This window comes from Micromonospora sp. NPDC051925 (assembly GCF_044548625.1).
GTDB lineage: Bacteria > Actinomycetota > Actinomycetes > Mycobacteriales > Micromonosporaceae > Micromonospora.
In genome coordinates this window covers 15345-31943 of sequence record NZ_JBIUCH010000028.1, presented here as the reverse complement: position 1 = coordinate 31943, position 16599 = coordinate 15345, and the positions used below count along the sequence as shown (strand labels likewise).

At 67.5% G+C, this 16599-nt stretch carries 9 protein-coding genes; 3 read left to right on the top strand and 6 right to left on the bottom strand.

What is annotated here, in order from left to right; all coding sequences use genetic code 11:
* Nucleotides 1-29 precede the first annotated feature (29 nt).
* The 3 genes from ACIG87_RS28925 to ACIG87_RS28915 all read left to right on the top strand — a co-directional run bounded on the left by ACIG87_RS28925 (nucleotide 30) and on the right by ACIG87_RS28915 (nucleotide 4365).
* A complete protein-coding gene (locus tag ACIG87_RS28925; RefSeq protein WP_396854774.1) occupies nucleotides 30-2198 on the top strand; it encodes an alpha/beta hydrolase-fold protein in 2169 nt (722 codons plus the stop codon).
* Nucleotides 2199-2308: 110 nt separating this feature from the next.
* Nucleotides 2309-3475, top strand: coding sequence for a CaiB/BaiF CoA transferase family protein (locus ACIG87_RS28920; RefSeq protein WP_396854819.1), 1167 nt, complete (start codon nucleotides 2309-2311; stop codon nucleotides 3473-3475).
* Nucleotides 3475-4365, top strand: a complete 891-nt coding sequence (locus ACIG87_RS28915; protein WP_396854773.1) for an HpcH/HpaI aldolase/citrate lyase family protein — start codon at nucleotides 3475-3477, stop codon at nucleotides 4363-4365. The genes ACIG87_RS28920 and ACIG87_RS28915 overlap by 1 nt, the downstream gene beginning before the upstream one ends.
* Before the next feature lie 668 nt (nucleotides 4366-5033).
* Here ACIG87_RS28915 and ACIG87_RS28910 read toward each other — a convergent pair.
* The 6 genes from ACIG87_RS28910 to dpdG are packed head-to-tail and all read right to left on the bottom strand — an operon-like array spanning nucleotide 5034 to nucleotide 16598.
* On the bottom strand, nucleotides 5034-7031 hold the full coding sequence (locus tag ACIG87_RS28910) for a hypothetical protein (protein ID WP_396854772.1): 1998 nt from the start codon (nucleotides 7029-7031) through the stop codon (nucleotides 5034-5036).
* Nucleotides 7028-7531 carry a phospholipase D-like domain-containing protein DpdK gene (dpdK, locus tag ACIG87_RS28905; RefSeq protein ID WP_238672887.1) on the bottom strand — a complete coding sequence of 168 codons (504 nt, stop codon included), beginning with the start codon at nucleotides 7529-7531 and terminating at the stop codon, nucleotides 7028-7030. The genes ACIG87_RS28910 and dpdK overlap by 4 nt, the downstream gene beginning before the upstream one ends.
* An 11-nt stretch (nucleotides 7532-7542) precedes the next feature.
* Nucleotides 7543-12006: a protein DpdJ gene (dpdJ, locus tag ACIG87_RS28900; protein ID WP_396854771.1), complete on the bottom strand. Its 4464-nt coding sequence runs from the start codon at nucleotides 12004-12006 to the stop codon at nucleotides 7543-7545.
* On the bottom strand, nucleotides 12003-12677 hold the full coding sequence (locus ACIG87_RS28895; protein ID WP_396854770.1) for a hypothetical protein: 675 nt from the start codon (nucleotides 12675-12677) through the stop codon (nucleotides 12003-12005). Before ACIG87_RS28895 ends, dpdJ begins: the two co-directional genes overlap by 4 nt.
* The gene (gene dpdH, locus ACIG87_RS28890; protein WP_396854769.1) at nucleotides 12674-15706 is read right to left on the bottom strand and encodes a protein DpdH; all 3033 of its coding nucleotides are present in this window, start codon (nucleotides 15704-15706) and stop codon (nucleotides 12674-12676) included. The genes ACIG87_RS28895 and dpdH overlap by 4 nt, the downstream gene beginning before the upstream one ends.
* The gene (gene dpdG / locus ACIG87_RS28885; protein WP_396854768.1) at nucleotides 15699-16598 is read right to left on the bottom strand and encodes a protein DpdG; all 900 of its coding nucleotides are present in this window, start codon (nucleotides 16596-16598) and stop codon (nucleotides 15699-15701) included. The genes dpdH and dpdG overlap by 8 nt, the downstream gene beginning before the upstream one ends.
* Between the last annotated feature and the right edge of the window lies 1 nt (nucleotide 16599).

The window sequence follows — 16599 nt, the reverse complement described above, 5'->3', positions numbered from 1 at the left end:
CCCCCACCACCGTTGCGAGGAGTTCTCCCATGACGAAGACCTGGCGGAGCGGCGGTGCCCTGGTGGCGCTGCTGCTCGCCGTCGGCCTGACCGGCGCGCTGCCCGGCGGGGCCGCCGCCGAGCAGAAGCCCGGCGGCACGCTGACCACCGCGACCTCCCCCTCGGCCGCGCTCGGCACCCCGATCGACTACACCGTCTACCTGCCCGACGGCTACACCGCCAAGCGCAACGCCACCACCCGCTACCCGGTGCTCTACCTGCTGCACGGGCGCGGCGACACCATGCAGGCGTGGACCCGGATCAAGGCCGACCTGGACAAGCTGATCGCCGACAAGGTGGTGCCGCCGGTGATCGCGGTGCTGCCCGACGCCCCCTGGAGCAGCCGGGGCAGCTACTACGTCGACTCCGCCTACACCGGCGACGACCCGGGCCGGCCGGTCGAGACCGCGTTGACCCGGGACCTGGTCGCGCACGTCGACGGCACCTACCGCACCGCCGCGCACCGGGGTGCCCGGCTGATCGGCGGGTACTCGATGGGTGGCGCCGGGGCGCTGCGATACGCCCTGGCCCATCAGGATCTCTTCGCCAACGCGTTGGTGCTCAGCCCGGCGGTCTACCGGCCGTTGCCGCCGGTCGACTCGTCGGCCCGCGAGTTCGGTGGATACGGCTCCGGCACCTCCCTCTTCTCCGAGGAGGTCTACCAGCGGCTGAACTATCCGGCGCTGCTGCCCGGCCTGGACGCCGAGTCCCCGGTGCGGATGTACATCGCGGTCGGTGACGACGAGTGGGCCAACCCGGAGCCGGCGAACGCCGTCCACGACCTGGACTACGAGGCCGCCACGCTCTACAACACGGTGCGCCGCACCGACGGGGTGGCCGCCGAGTTTCGGGTGCTCGACGGCGGGCACGACTGGGACGTCTGGCGGCCGGCCTTCATCGACGGGCTGACCCACCTGGCCGGCACGCTCAGCGCCACCCCGCCGGCCGGGCTGCCCGGCCCGGTGCGCGGCAGCGCCGGCACCGACTGGGCCGGTGGCGTGGCCGCCCACCCGGACGGCACCACCACCATCGGGTACGCCGCCTCCGGCGCGGTCGCCGGCCAGCCGTACGCCGGTGGGCTCGACGCGGTGGTCAGCCGCCTCGCCGCCGATCACACCACCGTGCAGTGGACCACCCAGTTCGGCACCCCCGCCAACGACCGGCTCTACGGTGTGGTGCCGCTGGCCGACGGCGGCGTGCTCACCGCCGGCTACACCCGGGGTGACCTGGACGGGAAGCACCCGGGCAGCCCGGCCGACGACGGGTTCGTGGCGAAGCTGACCGGCACCGGCGAGCATGCCTGGACGACCCAGGTCGGTGACCCGGCCAAGGCGGACCGCTTCTATGCCGTGACGGCCGCCCCGGACGGGGGCGCGTACGTCGCCGGTTACACCAGCGGCTCGTTCGGCGGCACCAGCGCCGGTGACAAGGACGCGGTGCTGGCCCGGATCGGCCCGGACGGCACGCTCGCCTGGAGCCGCCAGCTCGGCGGGGCCGGCGAGGACAAGGCGTACGCGGTGACCGCCGACGCGGACGGCGTCTACGTCGCCGGTGGCAGCTCGGCCGGCATGCCCGGCACGACCGCGCTCGGCGGCACCGACGGCTGGCTGGCCCGGTTCACCCCGGACGGTAAGCAGCGGTGGATCACCTCGGCCGGCGGTGCCGGCGACGACCTGCTCGGCGGGGTCACCCTCACCTCCACCGGTGCCGTGGTCGCCACCGGCTCGACCGGCGGGGAGGCCACCGCCGGCGGCACCGACGCGCTGACCGTGTCGTACGCCAAGAACGGCCAGCAGCGCTGGCGGACGGTGACCGGCGGTCGGGGCGCCGATGCCGGCGCGGACGTGGTGGCCCTGCCCGACGGCGCGGTCGCCGTGGTCGGCTTCACCGGCAGCGCCCTCGGGGTGCCGGTCGGCGGCGCGGACGTGCTCACCCTGCGCTTCAACGCCCGGGGCAAGCAGCTCGGGGTGGCCCAGTTCGGCACCCCGCGCGACGACGCGGCCGACGCGTTCAGTGAGGAGAACGTCTACGCCGCCCTCGCCGCCGACGGCCGGTTGCTGGTCAGCGGCCTGACCGCCGGGGTGCCGGTGGGCGGTGGCGCGCTCGGCAACGGTGACGTCTTCCTGGCCGTGGTCGACCCGGTCAGGGGGACGCCGTGACCGCCGCCGGGGCCGGGCGGGGATCCGTCCCGTCCGGCCCCGGCGGGCCGGACGCCGATCGGCCCGCCGCGCAGGATCACCACGTCGTCCCACCCGGCCCGCTCGCCGGGGTGAAGGTGGTCGAGCTGGCCACCCTCTTCGCCGGGCCGCTGGCCACCGCCTTCCTCGGTGACTTCGGCGCCGACGTGGTCAAGGTCGAGCATCCGTCCCGGCCCGACCCGTCACGCGGGCACGGACCGGCCAAGGACGGGGTCGGCCTGTGGTGGAAGGTGCTCGGGCGCAACAAGCGCACGATCACCCTCGACCTCTCCGACGCCGACGGCGCCGCCCTGCTGCTCCGGCTGGTCGCCGACGCCGACGTGCTGGTGGAGAACTTCCGACCGGGCACCCTGGAACGTTGGGGGATCGGCCCGGCCGAGCTGCACACGGTCAACCCCCGGTTGGTGATCGCCCGGATCAGTGGCTTCGGGCAGGTCGGCCCGTACGCCCGGCGGCCCGGCTTCGGCACCCTCGCCGAGGCGATGAGCGGCTTCGCCGCCGCCACCGGGGAGCCGGACGGCCCGCCGACCCTGCCGCCGTTCGGGCTGGCCGACTCGGTGACCGCACTGACCGCCGCGTACGCCGTCATGCTGGCGCTGCGCTCGCGGGAGGCGACCGGCGTCGGGCAGGTGGTCGACCTCGCGATCATCGAGCCGATCATGGCGATGCTCGGCCCGCAGATCACCTGGTACGACCAGCTCGGCTATGTCCAGCCCCGGCTGGGCAACCGGTCGGCGAACAACGCCCCGCGCAACACCTACCGCTGCGCGGACGGGCACTGGGTGGCCGTGTCGACGAGTGCGCAGAGCATCGCCGAACGGGTGCTGCGGCTGGTCGGCCGCCCCGAACTGATCGACGAGCCGTGGTTCGCCACCGGCAGCGGCCGGGCGGCGCACGCCGACGAGCTGGACGCGGCGGTCGGCGCGTGGGTGGCCCAGCGGGACCGGGCCGAGGTGGTAGCCGCGTTCGAGGCGGCGCAGGCCGCCGTCGCCCCGGTCTACGACGTGGCCGACATCCTCGCCGACCCGCAGTACGCCGCGCTCGGCACCGCCGTCACCGTGCCCGACGAGGAGCTGGGCGAGCTGCGGATGCAGAACGTGCCGTTCCGGCTCTCCGCCACCCCCGGGGAGATCCGGCACGCCGGTCGGGGGCACGGCCAGGACAGCGACGAGGTGTTCGACACGCTCGGGCTGACCGCCGAGGAACTGGCCGCGCTGCGTGAGCGGGGCGTCGTCTGATGCTGCTGACCCTGCTCTATGTGCCCGGTGACCGGCCGGACCGGTTCGCCAAGGCGGTCGCCTCCGGTGCCGACGCGGTGATCCTCGACCTGGAGGACGCGGTGGTCGCCGGCCGCAAGGCGTACGCCCGCTCGGCGGTCGCCGAGTTCCTCGGGCAGGAGCAGCCGGTGCCGGTGCAGGTGCGGGTCAACGAGCTGACCGGCCCGGACCTGCCGGCCGACCTGGCCGCGCTGACCGGCCGGTCGCCCGAAGTATCCGACTCGGGCGGCCCGGGTAGCTCGGGCGGCTCGCCCGGATCGGGCGGCGCAGTGCCGCCCGGTCTTGCCGGCCTCCGTCTGCCCAAGGTGGAGTCGCCGGGCACCGTGTCCGACCTGGCGCGACGGATCGCGGTGCCGCTGCATCCGCTGATCGAGTCGGCCGTCGGGCTGGAGTCGGCGTACGCCATCGCGGGCGCACACCCGGCGGTGGCCTCGGTCGGGCTCGGCGAGGCCGATCTGCGCTCGGACCTGGGGGTGACCGGTGAGGAGGGGCTGACCTGGGCGCGGAGCCGGCTGGTGGTGGCGGCTCGGGCGGCCGGCCTGCCGCCGCCGGCGATGTCGGCCCACACCGACGTCCGGGACCTCGACGGGCTGGCCGCCTCCTGCGTCGCCGGCCGCCGCCTCGGCTTCGTCGGTCGGACCGCCATCCACCCGCGCCAGTTGCCGGTGATCGTGGCGGCCTTCCGGCCGGCCGACGAGGAGGTGGCACGGGCCGAGGAGCTGCTCGCGGCCATGGCCGAGGCGGTCACCCGGGATTCGGGTACGACGGTGCTGCCGGACGGCCGCTTCGCCGACCGGGCGATGGTGGCCGCCGCCGAACGCACCCTCGCCCTCGCCCGCCGGTACGCCTGACCCGGCCCAGGGGAAAGGCCGTTGTACGCATCCGACTACCCGGGCCGACGGTGGAGCCGGGTCAACCAGTGGACGCCGCCGCGAGTGCCAACGACCCTTTCGGCTCCCCGCAGGCGGACCCGAGTCAGGGGAGGGGTTCGGGTAACCTGGGGCGCAGCGGGCCGTTAGCTCAATGGCAGAGCTGAGGACTTTTAATCCATAGCAATCTCTGCCAGCACTGAGACGATCATGCAACGACCTGCGCGAATACCGCGCTCTTAATCCACTATGGATCCGTGATGCTCGCGGGTTGCTCGCTTGCCATACGGAACGTGCCCGCCACCTGTGACAGGCACACGGCGCGGGTTGAGCTCAGGAATGGGGTACCGGTTTCCCCTAAGGCGATGCTCTATCTGTGCACGCAGGCAATGACCTGCGCCTTCCTATTCTATTCTTCATGTGAGGGGGCCGCACGGGATGACGCGGAACTGGTCGTACTCCTCGCTGGGTGTGGCGGGGTGGGTTGACGACGGAGTCCGGCGACGAGTTGCCCCTCGGCGCGTCCGCGGAACACGGCTCTTACCTAGAGAAGTGGACCTGGAGGACGAAACACCTGCACCGCCGGGATGCAACAGCAGCACTCGGGCGTCGTTGGGCGCCCTCCAGCGACCGCGAGTTGGGGGCACCGCTCAAATCGGCTGCCGACGCATCAGCGCTGCTGTCGCGGCGCGCAGGAGTGAGGCCGAGCCACTTCCATCAGCTTCACGGACAGGTGTTCCCGGCCGACAGTTCGCACGGATGAAGCCAGTCGCGGCGTGAGTCGCGCAGCGTGTGGCCATGACCACGACGTCGGCACGCCGAGCCCACTGTCTTAGTTGCGTGCTGCCGACGTAATCATGGCTTGTGATGACGTTGACCTGGGGTGCGACGGCATTGAAGGTCGCGGCTACCCGGTCGAGGACCTTTTCGTCCAGTGAGTACAGGAGCAGATCCTGAGCCATCACTAACGACCATGCCTCTGCTGATGATTTCGGTTCGGGCTCAGGCCACGGGAGTTCAACGGCGATTTCGGCACTCAGTTGAGCGGCAAAAGTAGCCTGATCGGGGTCGAGGCGGGTGCTGTGATCGCTCAGCGGTCGAAGTAGGCGGTAACCCAGTCGAAGCCGGGCGTCGGAGTCTGGACACGCCGACCGTGCGACGAGGTCGACGAGGTCGAGGACGACTGGGGCACGGTCGGGGCCGGCCCATCGCGGTGCTTCAGCCGTCAGGTCGTCCAGGAGGTGTGCGTATGCGGGGGCGTCCGGTGCGGACCGAAGGACGATTTCTGTGAGAGCGACGACGCCGGCCAGGTCACCAGGGCTGAAACGGTCATGGGTGAGCGCGTTAACGAGGAACTCACGTGCTGATTTCGCCGCTGGGGTCAGGTAGCGGTCCGAATCGACGAATGGGCCAACAAGCGACCAAATTCGGTCCGCCGCTGCATCGTCGAGTTGACCGAGGACGGCAGCGATCTGGTCGTCGTGCTCGGCTGCTTGTGACCATTGGCGCCACTGCTCGCCGGCAAGGACCTCGGTGACGGGTGACCGGACTGCGACGGCTTGTACCAACTGAAGCCATGACGCTGGTGCTGCTGCCGGCGGGCTGGATCTGCGTTCGGTCGGTTCTGGGACATTGCCTACCCCATGCGGTTCGAGGCGGGTGTTGCGGTATTTCGCGGCCAGTTCAGGTGCCAACCGTTCGACCGCTTCGAGGACATCGGGTTGGTCGCGTAGGAGGTCTAAGATGGGTGTGCTGTTTACGACGATTGCAGCTAGCGCGAGGACAGTGAGCGCTTGAGGGCTCAGTTCGGAAAGTTCGCCGTCCATGAGGGCGGGAACCAGAGTTCCGGCCTCGATGAGGCGGGTCCGCGCAAGGTCGAGGTCGCCGTTTGCTAGGGGTTCCGCCAGTGCGGTGGCAAAAATCGCTGCGAGGATGGCGTCGCGCACAGGGATGGGTGGGTGCGTGATGGCGACATCGGGCAGTTCTGCGAGCCGGAGCAGTTCGCTGTTCCGGCCGAGGCGGGATAAGCGCTTGATGCGCAGGTGAGCGACGTTTGTGGCGCTGAGCCCGCCGGTGGCCGAAAGTTGATCGAGGATCGATGCTGAGGCGGAGTTGTCGCCTGCGGCCATGGCAACGTCAAACTGGCTGAGCAGCCGGCCGACGGGAGTCGGCGTATGCCAGGACCGTCGTGGGCGTGCTCGTATGGCTTGCTGGAGTAGCCGTACGGCGTCCCACATGTCTTTCTCTTTCGAGCGTGGGCTCGCGATGACGAAGATTGAACTGTGGCCGGCGAACTCAAGGACAGCCCGATCTATCGGATCATTCGGGTTGAGGCGTGCGGGCAGGCCGTGAAATCTGGCGAAGCTGGTGCCGATGAACGCCTGGAGCAGTTCACCAACCGTCGCCGCATGTCGTTCATCGTGGGGGATGACGTATGCCACCCATTGCCGGGTCTCGGGGTCCTGGCGCGGCAGGATGATGGGGACGTCAGATGCCTCATGAAGGACTTGGAGGTAAGGAACGAGGCGGCGTCCGACAGGCGAGCCCGGATCGCGGTCCGGCCACACAGGATTTGCTGGACCGAAGAACGCTTCGATGAGCCGGTCCGCCCGAATGGCGTAGCTGCTCTCGGTGCGGCGCCCGGTCATTCGAGTCCTCCAAAACGGTGCCGGAAGTCGAGGCGGGCGGTAGCGGCAGCTTCACTGCTCACCTTGTACGTGACGGCTTCGTCGTTGATCTGCATGCCGCGCAGGGTGAGGTTCATGGACCCCGTGAGGAGCCAATCGTCTCCGCAGAAAGTCTTCTCATGTACGTCTTCGTGTTGCTTGATCTGCAGGTTCTCGCCGTCGGCGCTGCGGCGAAGGCGGTCCAAGAACGTCGAGTTGTGCCGGTCGGGACGCGAGACGACTGTCACCCGGGCCTGGTTGTAGGTAAGTAGGGATAGGACTTCGGAAAGGGTGTACATCCGGTTCGAGGGGTCGACGAACACGCTGTCGAAGCTGCCGCTGGTGTTGTCGATGGCCGGTACGTCGCTGATCCAGGGAGACACGAGCCAGAGTTGGCTGCTCGGCGCCACCAGTTCAGCGGTGAGCACGGTTGCCAGCACTGTGTCGATGCGAAGGCCGGTCGCCCGGCCGGTCCGGACCACTCGTTCCAACGTCACTGTGTAGCCTCACGAACTTCGATCGTCGCGCGTAGATTGTCGCCGTCACGTGTGATGGTGCGAACGTCGCCGTAGACCCGCAGCACGTCGCGATCGATGGCGACCGCCGGCACGGTCCTTAGGGCTGTGCTGAAGGCTCGCATCCGCTGTGCCGGGGCGACGAGCACGACGGCGCCGCGGTCGCGTACTGCCGATCGGTAGTTGTCGAGCCAGTCGACGTCGTCGACGTTGACCACAGGCAGCCGTTCGTCGTGTGCTGCCTGCGCCAAGAGCCGATCGAGGATCGGCGTGGGGGCGTATGGCTGGTAGTGCTGCAGGTGTTGGACTCGGGCCTTGTTGCCTCGGGGCCACAGCAAGCTGAACACCTGGTCCGGTGTAAGGCTGGTGTTGCCTGCATTCGGCACGGCGACTTGTCCGCTGCCGATGAGATATGCGAACACTGCTGCCTCGACCTCGAAGCCGAGGCGTTGCTGGAGGGCGTCCCAGGCGTGGACGAGTCCGAGCGCTGCGGCGTCGGTGGCGTTGGTGGTTCCTGGTCTTAGCAGGCGGGTGGAGAGCGCTGCCACGGCTTGATGGCGTGGGTGGCCGGTGAGTTTCGCCCATGCTGATCGAAGTTGTTGCAGCGCGCTCTCAGCGGCATGGGCCGAGCGCGGGTCACGGAGCGTGGACATTGCCTGTGCGGCGGGCCCTGATGGCTGGGACACGACATGGTCGAGCAGTTGGACGACGGTACTGTGAATGTAGTCGTGGTCGCTGGGGCCTAAAGCGCTGTCGACGAGGTTCCAGAATCGGCGCGGATTCTCGGCATAGTAGTGCGTCAGTTGCTCGATGATTCCGATACCGCCCAGCGATGTTTCGCTCAGCCAGACCGCGGCGGGGCCTCCGGTCCCAGGCGGCGAAACGACGTCGACGATCAGGTCGCGGTCTTGAGCGTCGGGGCACGCGCGTTGGGCAGCGGCCAGAATCGCGGCTGCCACGGTCTCGCGGTACGTCCGTTGGGCGAGGTCTTCCGTGAGGCTTACGACTTGATCGGTCCAGAGCAGCCGTGCGTGACGGTCGAGGCAGTCGGTGAGCCGCGCGTCGTTGCTGAGTTCAGTCAGACCGGCGACGAGCCTCTCAGGTGCGGCGGTCGCGACGGATCCGGCGTCGCGGTAGAGGGCCCGCAGGATCTGTTGGACGTCGTTGCGCCAAGCGCCACGACTCAATTGGGCGTGAAGGCGTTCGCCGGAGGTCGCGTTGTTGGGCTGGGTGGCGGCCAGGGCATATGCGGCCGTATACACGGTGGTCAGCCAGTTCCGCTGGAATGGATTGGCTACACCGTCGAGCGCCGGGTCCTCCGCGACGGCGGTGGCGAACGCCAGCGAACGCCACTCTGGCGATTTCAAGTGTTCGACGACGGTCGGCCGAGTGAGGTTAAGCGGTGCGAGGTCGAACCGGACTGCGTCGACGTTTAGGCGGAAGCCAAGCGCAGCCGGCCGGCCGTCCAAGCTGTAGCGGACGCTGCTGGTGACGGTGCCTGCGGTGCCGCGGTCATAGGTCGTTTCGCATTCGGCCCCGAGCGTCATTCGGCGCACCTCAGCCGGGTTGCCGGCGGCGCTCGTGGCGAAACCAACAGCGGTGATGCGGTCGGTCCAGTTGGACGGCTTGGGGATGTCCGCCATGTAGAGGCCGCTGCTGGGTTCAAGGATCTCAGACGCCCACACCGGAATGCCTTGCGATCGATCGGCGACCTCGTCCGGTGGCTGCTGCAGAGCGACGACGTGGGGCCGGAATACCTGAACCGGCTGGTGTCCCGTCGGTGACCAGGTGCCCTGTGGCGTATAGGTCTCGACGAAACTGTCGATCTCTAGAGCGCCGTTGGCCTGGACATCTGGCAGCGGCAGCCATGTGCGGTGATTGCTGCGGCGGTAGCCATAGCGGCGGCTGACGCGTCCGGGCACTGCCTCGCGGAGCGCCCGCTCGATGGGAAGGGCTTCCCAATCCTCTGCGAATGGCAGCCGGAAGTTGACCTCCGGCACGTTCAGCGGCTCGTACAAGGCCGTGGTGAGGAACTCGGGTAGCAGGCTTCCGGGATGCGCGCCTGGGTCCGGGTCGACGGGTCGCCACCCGGACCGCAGCCGGCGCAGGGCGGTGGGCACCACGCCGAGCAGGAGGGCACGCGGCTGTTCCCAGAGCAATGCCTGAGCCTCGTCGGCGCTGATGTCCAGGGCGCGACGCAGGTGGACGATCAGGCTGTCCTGCAATGTTGGGTCGATGATGAGTTTTTCCAGCAAATCGGCGAGTGCCTGCCCCTGTGCTGGAGACGGCGGGCGGGCAGTCGGGCGCGGCGCGGACAGCAGCCGGCGTGGGTCGATCTGGTTGTCCCGTAGCATCGTGGATAGCCAGTCCAGCAGAGCCTGCGCGCCTTGGATTTTGAGTACGAAGCGGTTGCGGACCGGGAGGCGGCGCGCGGTCAACTCGGGCGAGAACAGGGAGTCGTAGGCCTGGTATGCCAGCCTGTCGCGGCCGTAGTCCGACAGGGTGATGACGGTCCAGGGGCGGGTTCCTCGGCGACGTCCGGCGCGACCGCGGCGTTGAATGAAGGCAGCCGCGTCGTGTGGCGCCTTGTGCTGAAGGACGAGACCCACGCGGTCGTCGTCGTAGCCCACCTCCAGCGACGCCGTTGCAACGATGAGATCGGCATCATCGTCCACACCGACGTCCTGCGATGACGTACGTCCTACGGCTAACTGTCCCATCAGAGCGCGAGGGTCTAGGTCACGTCCAATCTGACGTACCAGATCCCACGACTGACCGTCGATGAAGCGTTCAGCCCGGAACGGCGCTTCCGGTGACCGGAGCCCGGCCAAGACTCGCCCGGCTCGTCGAGGTCCGCGTCTAGTGCCTCCTCCTTCGGCGTCGCACAGGTCGTCGTAAAAGCGGTTCGTGACGTCTAGATCATCAGTGAATAGGAAACCGCGCGAGCCGTAGAGCATCTCCCGGCCGGGAAGGTCGAGGATTCGGCCGTACAGCATGGCGGTCTGAATGGACGTCGACAGCTGGCTCGCGCCGGAGACCGGGTCGGCGCGTAGAGCAATGGCGTACTCCCGGCCTTTGTTCTCCAGGTCTTGCGGCTGCGGCGTGACGTACTCCACCGACGCGTCCGACAGACCTGTGAGCTGTGCGAAGAATGCAGCGGCGTCGCGCAAGGTGGCGCTCAGGCCGACGAAGGTCACCGGGTTTCGCACGGCGTGGCGCCATCGCCGGAGTACGAGTCCCACCTGGGCGCCGTGCATGCCGGTGTAGGTATGAGCCTCATCCAGGAGCACCAGCGACGGCCGGCGTGGGCCGCGCCAGCCGAGGAGTTGACCGAGCCCAGGGTCGGTGGCGTTGCGGTTGAGCATCTCCGTCGTGGTGAATAGAAGGTCCGGTGGATTGTCGCGTAGCGAGTCACGGGTCAAAACGACATCGTCGATGACAAGCCCACAGGTGGCCTGAGTGCAGTGCAGGCGATCCCGGTTCTCGTTCTGATCTTGGCGAGACCAGATCAGTTCCTGGCGGCACTGGGGACACGACAGGTAGGGACACACGACATCGGCGCCGCGACTGCGCCACGCACGGCTCAGGTGAGATGTCTGTGCGCGTAGACGCTGGGCGTTGTGCGGCGTGTCGCCGTACAACACTCCGATCCTGAGCCGGCGGCTCGTCCCGGCGCCGGCCTCCCCATTCACCCGCAATGAGGTGGCGACCGCCTCCCGCAACTGGTCACGCAGCAGTTCGATCCGAGGGTAAAGAGCCAGCGTATGCACACCGGTTCGGCCCGTCCGCATGTACGCGACCATGGCGGCGAATGCGGGGAGGTAGAAACCCAGCGTCTTTCCGCTGCCGGTGCACGCACCGACGATGACGCCCGCGCTCTGGCGCGCATTCAGCGCCGCGGTGATCGCTCGCGTCGCGTCCACCTGGAATCTCGCCACAGTTGGATGTCTGAGCAGCGCTCGGGCGGTTGACTCATGCCCGGCCGTCCATGCCTCGGCGAGGGCGAGTTCCTGCAGGGCGTCCTCGATGAGGACGTTGCGCTCAGGGTAGCGACGCGGTGCTGTGTGGAGGCGGTAGTCGGCGACGAGCGTTTTACCTTGCTCCCACCAACGCGCTGGGGGCGACGTGAGGTCGCGGGGGCCGAATAGCTGTCGCAGTCGGGTGGTGAGACGCACGGTCTCGCCCATGCGTGTGCGGTAGCGGGGCGGTGACGTCGCCGGGATGCGCATCAGCAGTGCGCCATCGAGGAGGGCCGTGAGGACGTCGTCGGGGTCCACGTTTGCCGAGGTCGGGGACTGCAGGAGTTGCTCGTTGATCGTCTCGAGCACCTCCTCGTACGAAAGGGTGCCCGTGGTCACGCCCCAAACCAGGAGGGGCAGTTCGAGATCCTCCAGATGATCGAGGACGCCAGACAGGGTGCGTCCGTCGAGCCCCTGAGTCACAAACCCCTCCTATGGAGTTCAATCTGGTCGGCCAGACCGTACTCCCGTAGCATCGCGATCTCTGCGTCTGAGACTCGATCGAGTGACACCCGTCGGCCAAGGCGAAACAGTAACGCCTCAAGCTCCGGCTCGGGTTCCCGCAGGTAGCTCAGCGACTCCTTCAGGCCGGCATGTGTCGTCACGAAGGAGGAGATCTCCCGTACGTGAGGCACCTCGATCTTGCCAAGTCTCTTCAGTTCGGTGAACCATGTCTGCTGGTCGCGCTGGGCGGCAGCGGGCAACACTGCCAAACGTTGAATCGGGAGTTCGGCCAACCGCTCGCTGGTCCATCTCAGCCACGCCTCTGTCAGCGTGGCCTGCACCCGCTCAAGGACGCCCTCTACCTTCTGGCGGGCCGCGGTGATGGCGCGAACTGATGGCAGTCCGTCCGCGGCAAGTTGCGCGAATCTCTCGCGTCCCTCATCGACCTGACCCACCGGCACATCGGCGCCTTGTTCCTGCAGAGCGCGACCCGCTTCAAGCAACCGGCGCAGTTGCTCAAGCGCGCTGCCGAGGCCATCGGCCTGCGTGAAGACCCGCTTGGCGTTGTCTTCCGCGACAGACCCTTCGCGTAGCCGGTTCGCCTCAGCCGTGAGCGCCCTCGCCTTGTCTAGAACAGACATCGCTGTCATGGCCCCACCTCTGTCCACTGCCGCAAAACTTCTTGAACCCGTAGTGCCGCCGACTCGCCAGAACCGCCAGTTTTTAACCTGGCCTGGTCCAGTCGCTCGGTCAACCAAGCGTTACCAGCGACGAGGAAGCGTTCAATCGCGGCCAGGTCCGCCCCTCGGTCTGCTGCGCATGTCGCCAGGACCGCGCGGAACCGGCTGTCGTCGTCCTCGGCGGCCGCGACGCGCGCTATGTCACGCTCAAGCCGATCGATGGACTTCCAGTCGCGTTGCCGAACGTCAGCCAGCAAGGATCGGAATGTTGGCAGGTCCACCGGGCCAAGGCCCTCGTCGACCGCGGCACGAAGAGCCTGGTCAATTGCCAGCACCGTCTCGGCGCCGCTGACTCCTGCGGGTAGCAGAGCGCGAACCTTCTCGAGGGTGTGCTGCAGGTCGGCAAACTGCGCATCGGCCACGACAGCAAACTGATTGAGTCCGGACACTGCCTTGGTGGCCCACGAGGGAAGCTTGTCGGGGCGCTCCCAGGCCCACTCTTGGGATGCCTCACCAACCAAGGGCAAGGCCCGTGTGCCGTCGATGATGCGGACGTTGCCTCGCACCCCTCGCGTGAAGCCCACACTGTCTCGTAGCCTGGCGACCAGTTCGCCACGGCCGCTGCGGTGAGCCTCCCAGAGCCGATTCCATTGCGGTGTGCGGCTCAGTCCATCCGCTCGTTCCCACCCGCTCCCGTCGGCAAGCGCCGCGTTCAGCAATTCTGTGTCCTTCATGCCCGGCCAGGCGTGGCCGGCAAGCGCGGCGCCCAGCAGAGAGGCGCGGAACCCGAGGATGAGTTCCCGGTTTGAGAAGCCACGGTGGCGTTGTACGGCACGCTGGAGGTCGGGTTGGTGATGCTCCGCGATCTCGTGGAGGCGTCGTATCGCTGCCGCGTTACCTGCCACACCCACGCTCGCCAGGAGTATCTGTCGGAAGAACGTGGCGTTGCTCGGATTGCGCTTGAACCGAATCGGGGCGTCTGCCGTTCCGGGCAACCGCTCGCTCGCCGCACCTTCGATCGACACGACGGTGGAGTTCGATGGCCATGCCCTGTCGAGTTCAGCAGACTGGGGGTCCGCCACAACCGGATCGATCCACATGCATCTGTTGATCACGGCCTGTCTGATCGTCCCTCGAAGGTGAGCAGCGGTAGTTTGCGGCAGTTGACTGTGTCGTCCCTGCCATTCTTCGACATGATCGATCATCATGGCCAGGGCGCGAGGAAGTTCTTGCGCGTTGGCGCTGGCCGGCTTCCTCCTCCCGGAGGTGGTGTCTTCCGTTGCGCGTGTCGTTGTCTGGCCGGGTCCGCTGGCGAGATCGTTGAGATCGAGAAGGCCAATGCCGAATGCGGCGTGCATCGCCGGATCAAGGTTGGTTATTTGGTCTGGGGCGTCGCCCCAGAACTCAAGGAAGGCTTTTCGGCGGCTAGCGTCGGCGTGGTCGCGTTCCTCGATCTCCCGTTGCACTGCGCCGAGCATGTAATCCTCACCAGCAGGAGTGCGGTAGTCCTCGCTGAAGCGTTGATCCGGGAAGGATCCATCACGGAGGGCATGAGCGTGATCGACCAGGACGGGCCGGATGACCTCGCCGATCACCGCCCGCGGGTTGAACGAGTTGGGATTATTGTGTGCCGGTCGTGCTCGGATGGCCCGTCGCAAGGTTGGCCAGTTAAACGGGTAGAGCCCATGCCCGTCGACCGACGCACCGAAGGTGGAATGGCATGTCTCTTGGAACTCGCACGTGACGCATCGGTTGGGCACGTCTGCCCCGTTCGCGATATTGGCATTGTCTAAGGCCTCTCGGCCGACGCGCGCGGCGTTGAGGTACCGGCCGGCGAAAGCCGTGATGTCAGATCGGCCCTGCTCGCCGGTGTCGAACCCAGCATCCAGGTCGTAGAGGTACGGCGTAGCCGCCTTCGCGCGGGTGAGCACCGTCTCGGCCAGCCGCGCGAAATAGCCGGTAGTCACGGCCATTAGCGTTCGGACAGGAGCCAGTTCGGCCTTGCCACTGCGCACCCCCGCCTCGATCAGGGCGTCGAGCAGGTCACGCTGAACACCCTGGAGGACGACGAAGTCCTCGATCAGTAGGACGATTTCTTTGCCCTGGGCTGCGTACTGGCGGCGAATCTCTAACATCGCTTGCTGTAGGCGGCCACCGCCCATGTTCCAGGCGGCGGTGATGGCGACTGGTAACTGCTCGGTGAGGATGTCGATCGCGGCGGTTTGCAGTTCCGGCCTGTTCGTGATGAGACTCAGCAGGCGTCTTGCTTTGTCGGATGCCTTGTTGACATCGGCGATGTCTAGTGGCAGGTCGGTGATCGAGAAGGCGGTCGGTCGATCGTCTTCGCCATCCCGTCGGTCGGAGAGGAGGCTGGCGGCAAGCCGCGGGATCAGCTTGCCCTTCTGCAGCAGATGGTCGCGGACATGGGGGTCAAGCAGGAGAAGAGCGAGATTGCCTGGCCCGGCGAGGACACGTCCTTGGCCTGGTCTGGCGTCAGCGACCGCAACGGCCTCGGACAGCTCGTTGATGAGGCGGCGTTCCAGACTTTCGACGTCCAGTTCCGAGCTCATGCGGTCGACGTCGGCGCGTAGTTGCGCCAATTCAGGGCTGTCGACTCCGGGTTGATCGAGCAGCGTCCGGACGACGGCCCGCAGGCTCGTGCTGGTCTTCGGCAGGTAGATCACCACCCGCTTGTCGGTCGACGGCGTTAACTCGTGCACCCAGCGGACCAGATGCGATTTTCCGGTCCCGGACTCGCCGGTCACGGGCATCAACAGGACCCCGTTCGGGGTGTCCCGCCCCAGGAAGTCTCGCCGTACGTCCTCCTCGGTGACTGCCGTGCCGGGGTCGTCGGTTTTAGCCTCGGGGTGTCGGCGCCTGATGCGCAGTGGCGCATGGGTGGCGAAGAAGACGGACGGTGACGGGCTGACGGCTTCCGTGCTGATGGTCGTCGCGGCCTCGATCGGTGACCAACAGAGGAACTGGCGGAACTCAGCCATCGAGTGGCTCCAGGATGTCAAGGTGGGTGATCCGGTGCGTCCCGTTAGCCCGGTCGGGATCGACGAGCAACACCTCATCGTCGGCGTCGGAGCGGCGGTCGAACTTGAGCCAGCCTCGCTCCTCGCCGCAGAAGAGTGCGAATGATAAGGCGGAGGACACGTCTATCGAGGTTTCCTTGAGGTCGAGCGCGAGGCTGTAGCGGCCGCCAGGTAGGACAGGCAGAACCTCAAGGAGAGCCGCGATCGCGTCTCGCGCTGCGAGCCGCGCGCCCGCTGGCCAAAGCATCCGAGCCGCACGCTGGACAGCGACCGCGCAATCGGGTTGGAGCGTCAGCTTGGTGGGCGTTTGTAGGAGCGGGCCGGTCGCGAAACCGAGGGCTTTGGCCCAGTATCCGAATCGGTTCCGGCGGACGTCGTTGAAGTTGGGGTCGCTGATGTGTTCTGGCAGCGTCCTGCGCAGCAGGTCAGCCATGGCGTCCTCGTCGACTGGCGTGAACGCGTCGAGAGTGAGGAAACATGCCAACGCTCTGACCAGGTCCTTGGGCCCCTGGTCGCCTTCGTGGGCGATTCCTTCATTGCGGTGAGACTCAAGGACACGTATGCGCAGCAGATCGGCGTACCCGGGGTAGTCATCTGGGGACTTCAGTCGGCCGTCGTCGCACAAAGTGAGGCGATCGTCTTCTAGGGCGATCAGATTCAGGTCCTGAAGCGTTTTGACCGCGTTGTCGAAGGTCTTGTCGGCGTCGGCCTTGTCAGGTGGCAGCAGGCTGCCTGGCCTCAGCGCGGCCCGTACAGCGTCGTGGGTTTGGCGCCGGCCAGGCGCGGACGCTAGGTGCCTGGCAACCACCCACATGGCAGTAGGAAAGGACGCAGGCTCGTTCAACAGCGTCATG